This window comes from Ruegeria sp. AM2, from assembly GCF_056540685.1.
The window spans coordinates 167506-182734 of sequence record NZ_JBQFXE010000002.1; the positions used below are offsets into that span (position 1 = coordinate 167506).

Here is a 15229-nt window from a genome sequence, read left to right on the forward strand (position 1 = left end):
ATCCAATTGCAAAAGCCGCCCTTTTGGGCGGCTTTTTCTCGATTTGGGCGCAAGATTGCGCCCGATACAATTGCATGGTTGCATTTTTGCCCATGCCAACCGTAACAAGACGCCGAAATTTGAGACAAGGTTTGGCCCCGCCATGCGCCGCATTCTGTTCCTGATGATCTTTGGCCTTGCCGGGCTGGGCGTACTGCTGTCGCTCGGTTTCTGGCAGGTGCAGCGGTTGGCAGAGAAAGAGGGGATTCTTGCTGAGATCGAAGACCGTATTGCGGCGGAACCTACGACCCTGCCTGGCACCGTATCAGCCGAACAGCACAAGTATCTGCCGGTGACGCTGTACGGCGAGATGAGGTCTGGGGAAATCCACGTTCTGGTTTCAGTCAAACAGGTTGGCGCGGGGTACCGGATCATCCAGCCGTTCAGCACCAAGGACCGCACCATTCTGGTCGACCGAGGCTTTGTGCCGACAACAGCAAAGCAAACGGAACGCTTGACCGGACCAATGGAAGTCACAGGTAACCTGCATTGGCCGGATGAGATCGACGGCTATACACCTGAAACTGACATCGACGCCAATATCTGGTTCGCCCGTGATGTGCCTAATCTGGCCGCAGCTTTGGGTGCTGAACCCGTCCTGCTGATCGCTCGGTCCGAAACTGATCCGGGCGTGATGCCTCTGCCGGTCGACACGGCGGGCATTCCGAACGATCACCTGCAATACGCAATCACGTGGTTTGGTCTGGCTCTGGTCTGGGCCGCGATGACCGTCTATTTCCTGTGGCGAAACCGCGCCCCTTCTGAAAGTGAAGTGCAATGAAATATATCTCGACCCGTGGGCAAGCGCCCGAACTGACGTTTGAAGAGGCAATGCTGACCGGGCTTGCCCGCGACGGTGGATTGTACCTGCCCGCCGAGATCCCAGTGATAAGCCACGAGGAGATCGCCGCACTGGCCGGGCTGCCCTATGAAGAGATCGCGTTCCGCGTGATGTGGCCCTATGTCAGCGGCTCGTTCACCGAAGAAGAGTTCCGGGCAATCATCGACCGCGCCTATGAAGGCTTCGGCCATGATGCCCGTGCGCCGCTGAAGCAGTTGAACGAAAACCACTTCTTGTTGGAGCTGTTTCACGGTCCGACACTGGCCTTTAAAGACTTTGCTATGCAGTTGATCGGTCAGCTGTTCCAGGTTGCTCTGAAAAAGCGCAACGATCGGGTGACCATCGTGGGTGCAACCAGTGGCGACACCGGATCAGCCGCGATTGAGTCGTTCCGGGGGCTGGACGCGGTGGATGTATTCATCCTGTTTCCGCATGGTCGCGTGTCCGAGGTGCAACGCCGCCAGATGACGACGCCTGCGGACAGCAATGTGCATGCGTTGGCCGTAGATGGCGATTTCGATGATTGTCAGGCCGCGCTGAAGGATATGTTCAACGATTTCGACTTCCGCGATGGCGTTAAATTGGCCGGTGTGAACTCGATCAATTTCGCGCGGGTATTGGCACAGATCGTGTATTACTTTTCGTCGGCTGTCAGCCTTGGTGCGCCGCATCGCAAGGTCAGCTTTACCGTGCCGACCGGAAATTTCGGTGACATCTTCGCCGGCTATTTGGCCAAGCGCATGGGGCTGCCCATCGACCGTCTGGTCGTGGCGACCAACCAGAACGACATTCTGCACCGTTGCCTGTCGGGCGAGGGGTATTTCAAAGGGGACACCATCCCTTCGATCAGCCCGTCCATGGATATTCAGGTCAGCTCGAATTTTGAACGCGCTCTTTACTATGCCTATGGCGAGGATGGCTCAGCCGTTGCGCAGTTGATGGATGAACTCAAAACCGGGGGATTCAACGTCAGCCAAGGTGCGATGGAGGCTCTGCGTGAGAGCTTCGACTCGGGGCGCGTGTCCGAGGATGAAACGTTGGCCACGATCAAGCGCACGCTGGCCCATAGCGCCGAACTGGTCTGTCCGCACACAGCAATCGGAATCAAGGTTGGTGAGGAGCATCGCGCAACAGACGTTCCGATGATCACTTTGGCCACCGCGCATCCGGCGAAATTCCCGGCCGCGGTCGAGAAGGCAAGCGGGGAACATCCGCCTCTTCCATCCCGCATGTCTGATCTGTATGAACGTCCGGAACGGGTGACCCGAATTGCCAACGATCTGGGTGCCCTCGAGGATCATATCAGAAGGCATATTGCTGAGTGACTGTCAGACAAGATCAGCTGAAGAACGGATTTCGGATCGTCAGTGAACATATGCCGGGGCTGCAATCAGCGGCCATCGGCATCTGGGTGACCGCAGGTGCGCGGAACGAGCGGATCGAGCAGAACGGCATTGCGCATTTCCTTGAGCATATGGCGTTCAAGGGAACCGAGCGCCGAACCGCGCTGCAAATCGCCGAAGCGATCGAAGATGTCGGCGGTTACATCAACGCGTATACCTCGCGCGAGGTGACGGCCTATTATGTACGCGTTCTGAAAGACGACGTGGCCCTTGCCATGGATGTCATCGGAGACATTGTTCTGAATCCGATCTTTGATCCACGTGAGATTGAGGTCGAGCGGGGCGTCATCTTGCAAGAGATTGGCCAAGCTTACGACACGCCTGACGATGTGATCTTCGACTGGTTGCAAGAGCAGAGCTATCACGACCAGCCTTTGGGGCGCACGATCCTGGGCCCTAGCGAACGGGTGCGCGCCTTCTCGCGCGAGGATTTGTCGGGTTTTGTGGCCGAGCATTATGGCCCGGAGCAAATGATCCTGTCGGCGGCAGGCGCTGTGGATCACGACGCCCTGATGAAAATGGCCGAAGAGATGTTTGGGCACATGCAGCCGCGCAAGGGTCTGGTCCCAGAGGCAGCGCAATTCACCGGAGGTGAGGCGCGGCAAGAGAAAGATCTGGAGCAGGCGCATTTTGCGCTGGCGCTGGAAAGCCCCGGCTATCGCGATGATGCGATTTACACCGCGCAGATTTACTCGACCGCGCTGGGCGGGGGGATGTCCTCACGCCTGTTCCAAGAGGTGCGCGAGAGCAGGGGGCTGTGTTACACGATCTTCGCTCAGACTGGGGCATATGCCGATACAGGGACGACGACGATCTATGCCGGAACGTCCGCGGATCAGGTGGGCGACTTGGCACGAATTACCATCGATGAAATGAAGCGCGCGGCCGAAGACATGAGCGCCGAAGAGGTTGCCCGCGCGCGTGCGCAGATGAAGGCAGGGATGCTGATGGGGCTGGAAAGCCCGTCGAACCGCGCTGAACGTCTTGCGCGGCTGGTGCAAATCTGGGGCCGGGTGCCCTCGCTGGAAGACACCGTGGCCAAGATCGATGCGGTGAGTACCGAGGAAGTGCGGGCTTTCGCCGAAAGCATGGCCATAAAGGCCCCGGCAGCATTAGCGCTGTATGGCCCGGTCTCGGGCGCGCCGACATTGACGGAATTGCAGGAGAGGCGTGCGGCGTGATGCTTCTGGGCCGACGCAAGCTGAAACTCGAAACCGAGCGCCTCAGCCTGCGCCCGCCCATCCATTCCGATTTCAACGATTGGGCTGCGCTACGGCGGGCGTCTAAGGAATATCTGACGCCGTGGGAGCCGATTTGGGCCAAGGATCACCTGACCCGTAAGTCCTTCACGAATCGCGTGTATTGGGCGCAGCGATCCGTGGCTAGCGGCACGGCGATCCCGCTGTTTCTATTTCGTCGGTCTGATGATGTGTTGGTCGGCGCGATCACCCTGGACAATGTGCGCCGTGGTCCGGCGCAGGCGGGCACCCTGGGGTATTGGACGGGTGAAGCCTTTGCTCGCAATGGATATATGCGTGAAGCCATCGGCGCGGTTGTCCACCATGCTTTCACGCGGCTGGACTTGAGCCGGGTCGAGGCCGCTTGCCTTCCCGAAAACAAACCCTCGCGCGGGTTGTTGGAAAGTTCGGGGTTTAAATATGAGGGCGTGGCCCAATCCTATTTGCAGATCAACGGACGGTGGCGGACGCATGTTCTGTACGCCAGCCTGAGATCGGATCGGCGCGGTAAGACCGACGCTGGGTAGGTGGCCCTGCGGGCCATTGGGGCTCTGCCCCAAACCCCGGGATATTTTTGGCCAGATGAACAAGGGGCATGACTTGTCCGCCGCTTGCGCTACAATCTGACTATGCGCTGGTTGGTTGCAGCATTGATGGTGATTTCGGGTGGGGCCGTGGCGCAGGAGCGGCGGCCGAGCCATTGTATCGCCATTGCCGACGCAGCGCCTGGGATCGAGTATCTACACAAAGCCGCGTGGCAGGATTCTGTTCCGGAGTTTTCCGTGCGGATCAGCTATATCGCGCATGCGTCCTTTTTGATTCAGACGCAGGGCGGGTTGAATGCTGTCACGGATTTCACCGGGTTCATCGGCAGCGCTGCTTTGATTCCGGACGTTGTGACGATGAATCATGCGCATAGCACCCATTGGACGGCGCATCCCGACCCGGCAATTCCGCATGTACTGCCCGGATGGGGCGAGTTTGGGCAGGGGATCGAGCATCACCTTGATCTTGGCGAGATGCTGGTGCGCAATGTGTCGACGGACATTCGCTCGGCCTATGGCGGTGTTGAGGAGAATGGCAATTCGATCTTTGTGTTCGAGGTTGAGGGGCTATGTATCGGGCATCTGGGCCATCTGCACCACGTGCCCTCAGATGAACAGTTTGCCGCTTTGGGTCGGCTGGATGTTGTGATGGCGGCTGTGGATGGCGGAACCACGATGCCCTTGCCCGAAATGATTTCGGTCCTGAAACGGCTTAAGAGTTCGGTCATTATTCCGATGCATTGGTTTTCCGGGTTTTCATTGGACCGGTTTCTGGTCGACATCCGAGAGGATTTTCCAGTTCAACGGAACGGGGTTTCCGAAATCACAGTGTCCCTGCGTACGCTTCCTGACCGACCCACTGTCGTGGTGCTGGAACCGCAATACCTGATCGAATTGGAATAGGGGTTGTCGTTCGGTTCTGCCTTGGGCAAGGAAAGGTCATGACCCTGAATCCCGCCAATGAAACCTTTGGTCAAACTATTCGGGCCCGGTTGGGCGGGGATATCCTGCGCCCCGTGGAGCCGCGTTATCTGGAGGAACCACGGCGGCGATACGAAGGGCAGGCGGGGTTGCTGGGGCTACCCAGGACAGTCGAGGACGTGTCCACTTTGGTGCGGCTGGCCTCGGATGCGTTGGTGCCCATCGTTCCTTATGGCGGGGGAACGGGGCTTGTGGGTGGTCAGGTCGTATCGGATGGACCTGCGCCCCTGTTGATATCGCTGGAACGGATGAAGGCCGTGCGCGCCATTTATCCGACTGAGAACATACTGATTGCTGAGGCGGGCGTTGTTCTGTCAGATGTGCAAGCCGCAGCTGAAGGTGCGGACCGACTGTTCCCCTTGTCTTTGGCCGCGCAGGGGTCCTGCACGATTGGCGGGAACCTCGCCACAAATGCGGGCGGCGTCAACGTTCTGCGCTATGGCAATGCGCGCGATCTGTGTCTTGGGATTGAGGCGGTATTGCCCAGCGGCGAAATCTGGCATGGGCTAGGGCGATTGCGCAAAGACAACACGGGGTATGACCTGCGCAATCTTATGATCGGGGCCGAGGGCACGTTGGGCATCATCACGGCAGCATCGCTCAAACTTTCTCCACGACCAGCTTCGGTTGGAACGGCCGTGTTCCAAGTACCGTCTGCGGACGCTGCTATCGAGCTTTTGGCGTTGGCCAGAACCCAAATAGGTGAGGCGGTCAGTGCGTTCGAATTGATCCATCGTCAGGGTCTTCGGTTCTTGTCGGAGGTTCTGCCGGATATTCGCCAACCCTTCCAAGACCAACCGGAATGGTGCGTATTGATTGAGTTGGGACTGTCCGGTGGGCAATCGTCGTCTGCAGCGTTGGAGACGTTGTTTACAGAGGCTGAGAAACGCAATCTGACCAGCGACGCCATCATTGCGCAGACAGAAGCTCAGAGATCAGAACTATGGGCGGTTCGCGAACACATTCCCGAGGCCAACCGGTTGATCGGGTCCGTCTCAAGCCACGATATCTCAGTGCCGATCTCGACCATTCCTGACTTCATCCGGCGTGGGGCGGAAGTGGTGGCAGCATTGGGTCCGTTTCGCATCAACTGCTTCGGACACCTGGGCGACGGGAACCTGCATTACAATGTCTTCCCGCCGTTTGGACATGTTAGGTCTGAATTCGAGGTCAGCCGACAGGCCATAAAAACCGCCGTCCACGACCTTGTTCATGAATTCGGAGGCTCTGTGAGCGCCGAACACGGTGTCGGACGGCTGAAAACCTATGATTTGGAGCGGTATGGCGATCCGGCAAAGCTGCATGCGATGCGCGCGATCAAATCGGCGCTTGATCCCAAAGGTATCATGAACCCCGGCGCTGTTCTGCGCCGGTAGGCGCAGCCGAGGGGCTGCGCCAAAAGCCTTAGGATTCAGGTATGATCACCTTGTCGATGACATGAATGACACCGTTTGACGTTTCGATATCCGCCTGCACGACGGATGCGTCGTTGACCATCACGCCGTTATCAAGATCGATCGTGATATCTCCGCCCTGAACGGTAGCGGCGGTCATATCGTCCGATAGGTCACCAGACATCACTTTGCCCGGCACGACGTGATAGGTCAGGATCGCTACAAGCTGATCTTTGTTTTCCGGCTTCAACAGCGTGTCCACTGTGCCGTCGGGTAGGGCCGCGAAGGCGTCGTCAGTTGGCGCGAAAACCGTGAAAGGCCCTTCGCCCTTCAAAGTATCGACAAGATCGGCTGCCTGAACGGCGGCGACCAGAGTGGTAAAGCTGCCTGCGCCGACTGCTGTGTCGACGATGTCCTTGGAATGTCCGTCAGCAAATGCCGAGGAGGCCAGCGCAATACTTGTCAGTCCAGCGAAAGCGAATTTGCGAAACATGGTAGATTTCCCTTGTTGGTATGCCAAAAGCGGCATCGTCAAGGGGTACGGACCATTCGCAATGTGAGATCACCTGACGAGCGATGCGGCGCAGGTTGACCGCAGGCCTAAGCGCCCTAAGCCCGCGTCGCCCGCGTTTTCCACTCACGTTTTTGTGAAAAGTCTGTCAAAGACCTTCGAATTCGCAAAGCACATGGACGTCCATTCCCATGTCCTCCAGGACATTGCGTCCGCCCAACTCGGGCAGATCAATGATAAATGCGCAAGACACGATTTCGCCACCCAGACGCTCGATCAGTTTGATGCCCGCCGCAGCAGTTCCGCCCGTGGCCAGCAGGTCGTCAACGACCAGAATCTTCTCTCCGGGCAGTATCGCGTCGTCGTGGATCTCGACGATGGCCTCACCATATTCCAGCTTGTAGTCCTGGCTGATCGTGGTTCCGGGCAATTTGCCCTTCTTGCGGATAGGAACAAATCCGACGCTCAGCTGATGCGCAATCGCGCCACCAAGTATGAAACCGCGTGCTTCCAGGCCCACAACCTTGTCGATCCGCTCTCCGGCATAGGGATGCAGCATTTGGTCGATCGCCATACGAAACCCGCGCGGGTCGGCGAACAAAGTGGTTACATCCCGAAACATGATCCCTTCATGCGGGAAATCGACGATTGTCCGGATGTAGTCCTTGACCGACTTGTTTCTTGGCATGGCCGACCTCATTGGCGTCAAAACACGCTGGGCTGTTTGGCCCATTGGGGTCAGTCATGCAAGGATAGATTGACGTCTTTTACTTACGGCGCTCTGAAATAGCGTGCGGCAAACTGTAGTAGCGATATAGCGCAGAAGGCAGCCATGACAGGTGCGGCTTGCGCCAATTCCGTTGGTCTCGCAAAAGAAATGCCTGAGCAGCATAAAGGTTCATTGCCATAATTCCTTTTTATTGTTAGGTGCTCGATAACTACAATCTCTATGCGATGTATATACAATGCATCTCGTTTAGAATCAAGTGGGGAACGGGACCGGGACGCGTGGCAAAGAAAGACGGTAAGGGTTCAACCAAGAAAAACAGTCAGTTGGTCTTGCGTCTGGACAAGGACGAGCGCGACGCTTTTGTCGAGCTGTGCAAGGAACTGGATACATCCGCCGCACGGGAAATCCGGCGGTTCATCCGCGGCTTCATGAAAGAAAACGCCGAAGACTAGCGCCTCAGGCTGGGCGTCGAAGCACGGCGGTGGCAACGCCCATTCCAACCAGGGTTAAACCTCCAAACCGGGTCAATGCGGTTATCACGCCCGCGCGTCCGATCATTCGGCGCAGGCGGTCAGCCAGAAGCGCATATGCCAGAGCGTTCAGCCAGGCCAGACCCACAAAGGTTGCGATCAGAATGACGAACTGTGGGGTCAGCAGCTCGGCCGGGCGCAGAAATTGCGGGACAAAAGCAATAAAAAACGCAATCGATTTTGGATTCAGTGCGGTCACGGCGGCAGCGTGGCTCAGAACGCTGCGGGCCGTTACGTCCCGCCCGGTGCTTACGGTTTCAAGCCCACCTGACGGTGCACTGCGCAGCAACTTGATCCCCAGCCACACCAGATAGGCTGCACCAACCCATTTCAGAACGGAAAACAATGTGGCCGAAGCCAGAACCAATGCGCCAAGCCCCAAGAGCGAGGCGGTCATGGCAACCAAGTCACCGATAGCGACCCCGGTCGCCGATGCGACGGCGACACTGCGTCCCTTGGACAGGGCGTAGCTAAGTACCAGTAACACAGTCGGTCCCGGGATCAGAAGTAATGCGGTCGATGCTGCGACGAAGGTCAGCCAAAGATCAAGTGACATGGTGTTTCCAATCTGATTTTTTCAACAAAGCCCCGGCTTTTCAGCAAGGTCAAGAGCCGTGGAAACATGTTGCTGGCTTAAGTTTTGATTAAGCGTTGGGCCGGTGACTTGAAACTCATCCCAGTGTCTACAACCTGTGAAAGGACTCGAGACAGGAGGAAGGGTCATGCAACGCTCGAACAGTGCGGAACCATCCGTGTTTTCCGGCACGGTCCGGCCGAGTTTCGGACGCTTGAGGACTGTTTTGGTCTTCATGACTCTGGTCGTGGTGACGCTCTACGCAGGCGCTGTCGGGTACATGTATTTCAACCAGCGATCCCTGCTGTTCAAGCCAGAAGGCGAACTGCCAGAGCCGAATTCGGTCGGCTTGTCCGATGTTAACGTCGAATCCCTGACAATGGCGGACGGTACACGTTTGACCGCGTGGTCTGCACCCGCCGCAACCGAAGGCGCACCAACTGTATTGTTCTTCCACGGCCAAACCGGGAACCTGGGTGACCGAGCAGACAGAATGCGTGAAATCCTCAATAGCGGATTTGGACTGTTCGCACCCAGCTACCGCGGCTACCCGGGCAGCGAAGGAGAGCCATCCGAAATCGCTCTGATCTCGGACGGTATCCAGATATTCGACAGTCTCTCTGCCGATGGCACGCCCATTGTCCTGCATGGTCAAAGCCTTGGCACAGCAGTTGCCGCGGCGGTTGCTCAGCGGCGGCCTGCGGTTGAACTACTTGTGTTGGAGGCACCGTTCACCGCGACGGTCGATGTCGCCGCGGAACGGTACCCCTGGCTGCCAGTGTCGGCCTTGATGAAGGACCAGTTCGCGACGCGGGACATCATCGGAGAGATTACTGTTCCAACCCTGATCTTCCACGGGACGGATGACGAAACCGTTCCGGTGCACCACGGAAAGTCGCTGGCCGGAATGTCAGGCGATGCCGCTCAGCTATACGTGATCCCAGATGGCACCCACAACGATCTCTGGTCGCACGGGCTTTGGGATGAGGTTCAGAGCAGCCTAGGGCAAAACTGAAGTCAGAGAATTCGGCCCGCAACAGCGTCCAGTTTGGCCAGCAACGCCGGGTCGCGTTTCTCTGGCGCGGTCAGGATCGCGTATTCCAGCGCTCTGTCGCACCCGTGCGGGCAGGGTGCGCGATCTGTCCCCAACAGCGCGGGCAACCCCTTGACCAACGCGCGGCCCTTTTCGGCGTTCCCGGTCAAGGTGGCGATGATAGATGTCACATCGACCTCGCCATGGTCAGGATGCCAGCTGTCATAGTCGGTGACCATCGCGACAGAGGCATAGCAGATCTCGGCCTCACGGGCGAGCTTGGCCTCGGGCATGTTGGTCATGCCGATAACGTCGCAGCCCCAGTGTTCGCGGTACATTTTTGACTCGGCCAGAGACGAGAATTGCGGGCCTTCCATAGCCAAGTACGTGCCGCCGCGGTGAATGTTGATACCAGCAGCCTTTCCGGAAGTTTCGCATGCGTCCGAAAGGCGGGGACACGTGGGATGCGCGACGCTGACATGGGCCACGCAGCCGGTCCCAAAGAAGCTTTTCTCACGCGCAAAGGTCCGGTCGATGAACTGATCAACGATCACGAAATCCCCCGGCGCCATGTGTTCGCGAAAAGACCCGCAAGCGGACACCGAGATGATGTCGGTCACCCCCAATCGCTTGAGCGCGTCGATATTGGCGCGGTAGGGAACTTCGGTCGGCGAATGTACGTGTCCCCGCCCATGGCGGGGCAGAAAAGCCATCTCTACGCCATCCAGTGATCCTGTCAGAATTTGGTCAGACGGGGTGCCCCAAGGCGTTTCAACGGTAACCCATTCTGCGTTTTCCAGGCCATCGATGTCATAAATGCCTGATCCACCGATGACGGCGATTTTTGTTTGGGCCACGTCTAGTCTCCACATTCATTTATTCTTTCACTGAATTTCTGCGGGGCGGGAACGGATTCGGCAAGTGGCCTCATGCGTTTACGCGATCAATCCGTTAGATATGCGAAATTTGCATATCAGTGTCCCGTCAAACGCCGTATCTTTCATCGCAAATGGCGGGTACAAGGCGCTTTTCGCGCCTAACAGACCCAAGCCACAGGACAGTCCCATGCCCCGAGCCATGCTGGCAAGCTTTGCCAATCGCCTTGTCATTCCCGATTTGCGGTGGTCTCCGGACGAAGGTCTGACTGTCTCGCGTCTGCGGATTGAATTGCTGTCGGGCCTGACCGTGGCGTTGGCACTGGTGCCTGAAGCCGTGGCCTTCGCCTTTGTCGCGGGTGTGCATCCGTTGGTCGGGCTTTATGCGGCCTTCATGGTGGGGCTGATCACTGCCCTTATCGGCGGTCGTCCGGGGATGATCTCGGGCGCAACCGGGGCTCTGGCCGTCGTTATGGTGGCGCTGGTGGCGCAACACGGCGTGGAATACCTGTTTGCGACGGTTGTTCTTATGGGCATTTTGCAGGTCATTGCCGGTGCGATGCATTGGGGCCGGTTCATTCGATTGGTGCCGCATCCGGTAATGCTGGGCTTTGTGAATGGTCTGGCGATCGTGATTTTTCTGGCACAATTGGGCCAGTTCAAAGTGCCGGGCACAATGGAAAACACCGGTCATGGCGTGGGCGGCGGCGAATGGCTGTCCGGGATGCAGCTCTATACTATGCTGGGCCTGGTCGCTTTGACGATGGCAGTGATCTGGGTCATGCCGCGTATCACCCGGATTGTTCCTGCTCCGTTGGCGGGCATCGTTGTGGTTGCGGCATTGGTCATTGGCATCGGGCTGGATGTCCCACGCGTTGGGGATCTGGCCTCGATTGAAGGAGGATTGCCGTCCTTTCACATTCCAATGGTGCCTTTGAACTGGGAAACCTTCGAGATCATCCTGCCATACGCCGTCATTCTTGCGGCCATCGGTTTGATCGAATCCCTGCTGACCCTCAACCTTGTTGGTGAAATCACCGGTAAACGGGGCGGGGCCTCGCAGGAGTGCATCGCTCAGGGCGTCGCCAACGTGGCCACCGGTTTCTTCGGCGGCATGGGTGGCTGTGCGATGATCGGGCAATCGATGATCAACGTGAAGTCTGGCGGCAGAACCCGCATCGCAGGGATCGCGGCAGCATTGTTCCTGTTGGCATTCATTCTGTTTGCGTCGCCTCTGATCGAGCGAATCCCGCTGGCTGCTCTGGTCGGCGTGATGTTCATGGTGGTGATCGGCACCTTTGCCTGGAACTCGTTCAAAATTCTGCTCAAAGTGCCTCTGATGGACGCATTTGTTATTGTCCTCGTAACTGTCGTGACGGTCATGGAAGACCTTGCTGTGGCAGTCGTTGTCGGCGTGATCGTTTCCGCCCTGGCTTATGCCTGGAACAACGCCAAGCGCATTCATGCAGTGACGCGCGAGAGCGCGACAGAAGAGGGTGCGAAAGTCTATGAAATCCAAGGCCCTCTCTTCTTCGGGTCCTCCGAGGGTTTTGTCGAACTGTTTGATGTGCCGAACGATCCGGAAACCGTGATCGTGGACTTTGCCGAAAGCCGCGTTGTCGATCAGTCGGCGTTGCAAGCGATCGAAAACATCGCCGCCAAATACGAAGCTGCGGGCAAGCGCGTTATGCTGCGCCACCTCAGCCGAGACTGCCACAAGCTGCTGAACAAGGCAGGGCATCTGATGGTCGACAGCGACGATGACCCCGACTACGAACTGGCCGTAGATTATTCTGTTCGTACCGGGATTCTGGGTGGCCACTGACAGCTATGCGAGGCTCTGCCTCGCGCTCCGGGATATTTAGGGCCAGATGAATAAGGGATCCCTCGCTTCATCTGGCTGAAAATATCCCGGGGGAGCCACCCAACGGGTGGCGGGGGCAGCGCCCCATTCGACCTCAGTCGTCGGGCCGGTTGAGCGAGAATAGCTCGGACACAACCGCGTAGTCACGATACCCCAGACGGGCCAGTGGTTGAAACGTGGTGACGTCGAATTTCCCGTCACGCAGGCAATCATCGCGCAGGTGGACGCCGGTAACTTCTCCAAACACAACCCGGTTCGCCTCGCCGGGTAAAGTTACGATTTGGGTCAATTTGCACTCGAGCGCCGCCGGAGCGTCCTTGACCCGGGAACATGCGATTGTGTTGCATTCGACGGACTGCAACCCGGCATGCTCGAACTCGTCCTGGTGTTTCGGTAACCCAGCAGAGCTTGCATTCATCGCGTCCTTATGCGCATGCGCCACCACATTCACGCAGAAAACGCCGGTCGCCTGGATATTGGCGATGCTATCTTTTCCGCCATCCTGATCATGCTTGGTTCCGGTGGTCGCAAACATCACCTGCGGGGGCGTGTAGGCAACCCCATTGAAGAACGAATATGGAGCAAGGTTGTTAATCCCGTCCGCATCACGGCTTGAGATCCATCCGATCGGGCGCGGCGTGATAATGGCGTTGAACGGGTTGTGCGGCAGACCGTGGCCGTCTTCGGGGCGATAGAACATATGATCTCCAAGCGTTTGCCCAAGGCGTACCGAAGTGCTAGGGCGATTGCCAGCAAGGAAAAGAGGGCAGGGTGCAGCAGTTCGGGATCAGGCCAGAAGAGCCGGACGATTGGTGGGAGGTCGAGTTTCTCTATGACCTGTGCTTTGCGCCCGGGCGCGAGGCTCTGTCATCGTATCGCCTGCGGGACGGAGTGCCGCCTGTACAGGACTTATCCATGCTGGCCCGCGACGGGCAGGGTATCCTGGCCGGAGCCATCAGGTTTTGGCCGGTTCATGTGGGCGAACATGATGCCTTGTTGCTTGGCCCAATAGCCGTCCACCCGACCCATCAGGGTGAAGGTTTGGGTGGCTTTCTGATCCATGAAGGGCTGGCCGCCGGTCGCGCGAAAGGGTGGGATCGGGTGATGCTGGTCGGGGATGCGCCCTATTATTCGCGTTTTGGCTTTAACAGATTGCATGGGATCGACATGCCGCCACCGACCAACCCGGATCGCATTTTGGGGTTGGATCTGACGCCGGGCGCCTGGGGCGAAACGAAAGGCCAAGTCACCCGATGGGATCGCTGACCAGTTGAAAACACGGCCCGCAGTGCCGATGTCTAATCGGCAGGAGGGCTTTATGCAGGACGTCGTTCTTATTGGCAAAGTTGACCCCGAGGCCGAGTTGGACCGGCTGGGGCAGATGTATCGTTCGGCGGGTGGCGCGGGGGTATCCTTGCTCAACCGTCTGGGCGGTTCTGCTGAATCTCTGCTGGATCAATTGCCAAATTCAGTGCGAGCTGGCCTCGGTCAGGCAACGGAACAGGCGCTCTGGCTTGCGATGCACGCGGCGCAAGGGTCGCGCCGAGCGATCCCGGACCAAAAGCCTTGGGTAAACACTGTGGTCACCACCGCGATGGGTGCCGCAGGAGGGTTAGGCGGGGTATCTACGGCTTTGGTTGAACTTCCGGCCACAACCGCAATGATTTTAAGGTCAATTCAGGGGGCGGCGGCCCAAGAGGGTTTTGATCCCGACTCGGACAATGTGAAATTTGACAGCATTAGGGTTCTGTCCGCCGCGGGGCCTTTGTCCATGGACGACGGCGCGGACTTAGCCTTCTTTTCAACACGTCTGACCCTGACCGGCCCAGCCATGCAACGACTGATTGCGGCGGTCGCGCCAAAGTTGTCCGTCGTATTGGGGCAAAAACTGGCCGTACAGTCAGTTCCCGTTTTGGGTGCCGTGGCAGGCGGTGGAACAAATTTTGTCTACACGCGGTATTATCAGCAGATTGCTCGCGTACATTTCGGACTGCGAAGGCTGGCGATTGACGCCGATATCGCGCATTCCGACTTGGTAAAACGTCTGTCGCATCGCGTGTCCAAATGACGGCAACTTTGGATGTGGCGCTTGGTTCGAATTTCAAAATATTGTAGTCTTTAGACAACAACCCGCAAAATAAGCAGAGCAGGCAAGTGAGACGGGCAGTGATTGAAGGGCTGAACAGCCGTGCAGGTAAACACGCGACCCCCGCTTTTCAGGGACGGTATGGTCAGTTGCCGCTCCGGGCGCAGTCGGCTGCACTGTGTTATCGCACCAAAGGCGGACAACCAGAGGTTCTGCTGATCACAACACGCCGGTCGCAAAGGTGGATTATCCCAAAAGGCTGGCTGGTAGATGGGCTCAGTCCGGCCCAATCGGCCGAGCGAGAGGCTTGGGAAGAAGCCGGCGTTTCCGGGCGGTGTAGCAACGTCAGTTGCGGGCGCTTCTCTTACGTCAAAAACCGACCGAACAAAGGCTCGGTATTTGTGCAGGTCGAGGTTTTTCCACTGCAAGTGAATCGAATGGCTGCAGACTTCCCTGAGGCTGGTCAAAGAAATCGTATGTGGCTTTCGCCCGAAAAAGCCTCGGACTATGTCTTTTCAAGCGAACTTGCCGCAACGTTACACGAATTCGGTCGCTACGGCCATTGAGGCATGGATATCAAGACTT

At 57.7% G+C, this 15229-nt stretch carries 17 protein-coding genes; 12 read left to right on the forward strand and 5 right to left on the reverse strand.

Annotated elements, in window-relative coordinates:
* The first annotated feature begins 142 nt into the window (after positions 1-142).
* From ACR0CR_RS06375 to ACR0CR_RS06400, 6 genes are all read left to right on the forward strand, one after another.
* Complete coding sequence (locus tag ACR0CR_RS06375; RefSeq protein WP_480597724.1) at positions 143-820, forward strand: SURF1 family protein; 678 nt, start codon at positions 143-145, stop codon at positions 818-820.
* Positions 817-2205 (forward strand): threonine synthase, encoded by a 1389-nt coding sequence (gene thrC, locus ACR0CR_RS06380; RefSeq protein WP_480597725.1) that lies wholly within the window; start codon positions 817-819, stop codon positions 2203-2205. The genes ACR0CR_RS06375 and thrC overlap by 4 nt, the downstream gene beginning before the upstream one ends.
* Positions 2202-3464 carry a M16 family metallopeptidase gene (locus tag ACR0CR_RS06385; protein ID WP_480597727.1) on the forward strand — a complete coding sequence of 421 codons (1263 nt, stop codon included), beginning with the start codon at positions 2202-2204 and terminating at the stop codon, positions 3462-3464. The genes thrC and ACR0CR_RS06385 overlap by 4 nt, the downstream gene beginning before the upstream one ends.
* A complete protein-coding gene (locus tag ACR0CR_RS06390; protein WP_480598236.1) occupies positions 3464-4048 on the forward strand; it encodes a GNAT family N-acetyltransferase in 585 nt (194 codons plus the stop codon). The genes ACR0CR_RS06385 and ACR0CR_RS06390 overlap by 1 nt, the downstream gene beginning before the upstream one ends.
* A gap of 102 nt (positions 4049-4150) precedes the next feature.
* Complete coding sequence (locus ACR0CR_RS06395) at positions 4151-4969, forward strand: MBL fold metallo-hydrolase (protein WP_480597728.1); 819 nt, start codon at positions 4151-4153, stop codon at positions 4967-4969.
* A gap of 38 nt (positions 4970-5007) precedes the next feature.
* The gene (locus ACR0CR_RS06400) at positions 5008-6423 is read left to right on the forward strand and encodes an FAD-binding oxidoreductase (RefSeq protein WP_480597729.1); all 1416 of its coding nucleotides are present in this window, start codon (positions 5008-5010) and stop codon (positions 6421-6423) included.
* A gap of 28 nt (positions 6424-6451) precedes the next feature.
* On the opposite strand, the gene ACR0CR_RS06405 is transcribed toward ACR0CR_RS06400, so the two are convergent.
* Both ACR0CR_RS06405 and ACR0CR_RS06410 read right to left on the reverse strand, forming a co-directional pair.
* Complete coding sequence (locus ACR0CR_RS06405; protein WP_480597730.1) at positions 6452-6934, reverse strand: fasciclin domain-containing protein; 483 nt, start codon at positions 6932-6934, stop codon at positions 6452-6454.
* Positions 6935-7100: 166 nt separating this feature from the next.
* Positions 7101-7640, reverse strand: coding sequence for an adenine phosphoribosyltransferase (locus tag ACR0CR_RS06410; protein WP_480597731.1), 540 nt, complete (start codon positions 7638-7640; stop codon positions 7101-7103).
* A 320-nt stretch (positions 7641-7960) separates the two neighbouring features.
* Here ACR0CR_RS06410 and ACR0CR_RS06415 point away from each other — a divergent pair, with 320 nt between their 5' ends.
* A complete protein-coding gene (locus ACR0CR_RS06415) occupies positions 7961-8134 on the forward strand; it encodes a hypothetical protein (protein ID WP_170354960.1) in 174 nt (57 codons plus the stop codon).
* A 4-nt stretch (positions 8135-8138) separates the two neighbouring features.
* Here ACR0CR_RS06415 and ACR0CR_RS06420 read toward each other — a convergent pair whose 3' ends face one another.
* On the reverse strand, positions 8139-8768 hold the full coding sequence (locus tag ACR0CR_RS06420) for a LysE family translocator (protein WP_480597732.1): 630 nt from the start codon (positions 8766-8768) through the stop codon (positions 8139-8141).
* A gap of 166 nt (positions 8769-8934) precedes the next feature.
* Between ACR0CR_RS06420 and ACR0CR_RS06425 the strand changes: the two genes are divergently transcribed.
* Positions 8935-9801, forward strand: coding sequence for an alpha/beta hydrolase (locus ACR0CR_RS06425; protein WP_480597733.1), 867 nt, complete (start codon positions 8935-8937; stop codon positions 9799-9801).
* A gap of 2 nt (positions 9802-9803) precedes the next feature.
* Here the strand turns inward: ACR0CR_RS06425 and ACR0CR_RS06430 are convergent, their stop codons facing one another.
* A complete protein-coding gene (locus ACR0CR_RS06430; RefSeq protein ID WP_480597734.1) occupies positions 9804-10676 on the reverse strand; it encodes an S-methyl-5'-thioadenosine phosphorylase in 873 nt (290 codons plus the stop codon).
* Positions 10677-10884: 208 nt separating this feature from the next.
* Between ACR0CR_RS06430 and ACR0CR_RS06435 the strand changes: the two genes are divergently transcribed.
* Entirely contained in the window at positions 10885-12519 is a 1635-nt protein-coding gene (locus ACR0CR_RS06435; protein WP_480597735.1) for a SulP family inorganic anion transporter, read from the forward strand.
* 133 nt (positions 12520-12652) lie between these two features.
* On the opposite strand, the gene ACR0CR_RS06440 is transcribed toward ACR0CR_RS06435, so the two are convergent.
* Positions 12653-13258, reverse strand: coding sequence for a flavin reductase family protein (locus tag ACR0CR_RS06440; RefSeq protein ID WP_480597736.1), 606 nt, complete (start codon positions 13256-13258; stop codon positions 12653-12655).
* 71 nt (positions 13259-13329) lie between these two features.
* Between ACR0CR_RS06440 and ACR0CR_RS06445 the strand changes: the two genes are divergently transcribed.
* The 3 genes from ACR0CR_RS06445 to ACR0CR_RS06455 all read left to right on the forward strand — a co-directional run bounded on the left by ACR0CR_RS06445 (position 13330) and on the right by ACR0CR_RS06455 (position 15210).
* Entirely contained in the window at positions 13330-13824 is a 495-nt protein-coding gene (locus ACR0CR_RS06445) for a GNAT family N-acetyltransferase (RefSeq protein WP_480597738.1), read from the forward strand.
* Positions 13825-13876: 52 nt separating this feature from the next.
* The gene (locus tag ACR0CR_RS06450; RefSeq protein ID WP_480597740.1) at positions 13877-14626 is read left to right on the forward strand and encodes an EcsC family protein; all 750 of its coding nucleotides are present in this window, start codon (positions 13877-13879) and stop codon (positions 14624-14626) included.
* A gap of 86 nt (positions 14627-14712) precedes the next feature.
* The gene (locus tag ACR0CR_RS06455; protein ID WP_480597741.1) at positions 14713-15210 is read left to right on the forward strand and encodes an NUDIX hydrolase; all 498 of its coding nucleotides are present in this window, start codon (positions 14713-14715) and stop codon (positions 15208-15210) included.
* The last annotated feature ends 19 nt before the right edge of the window (positions 15211-15229 follow it).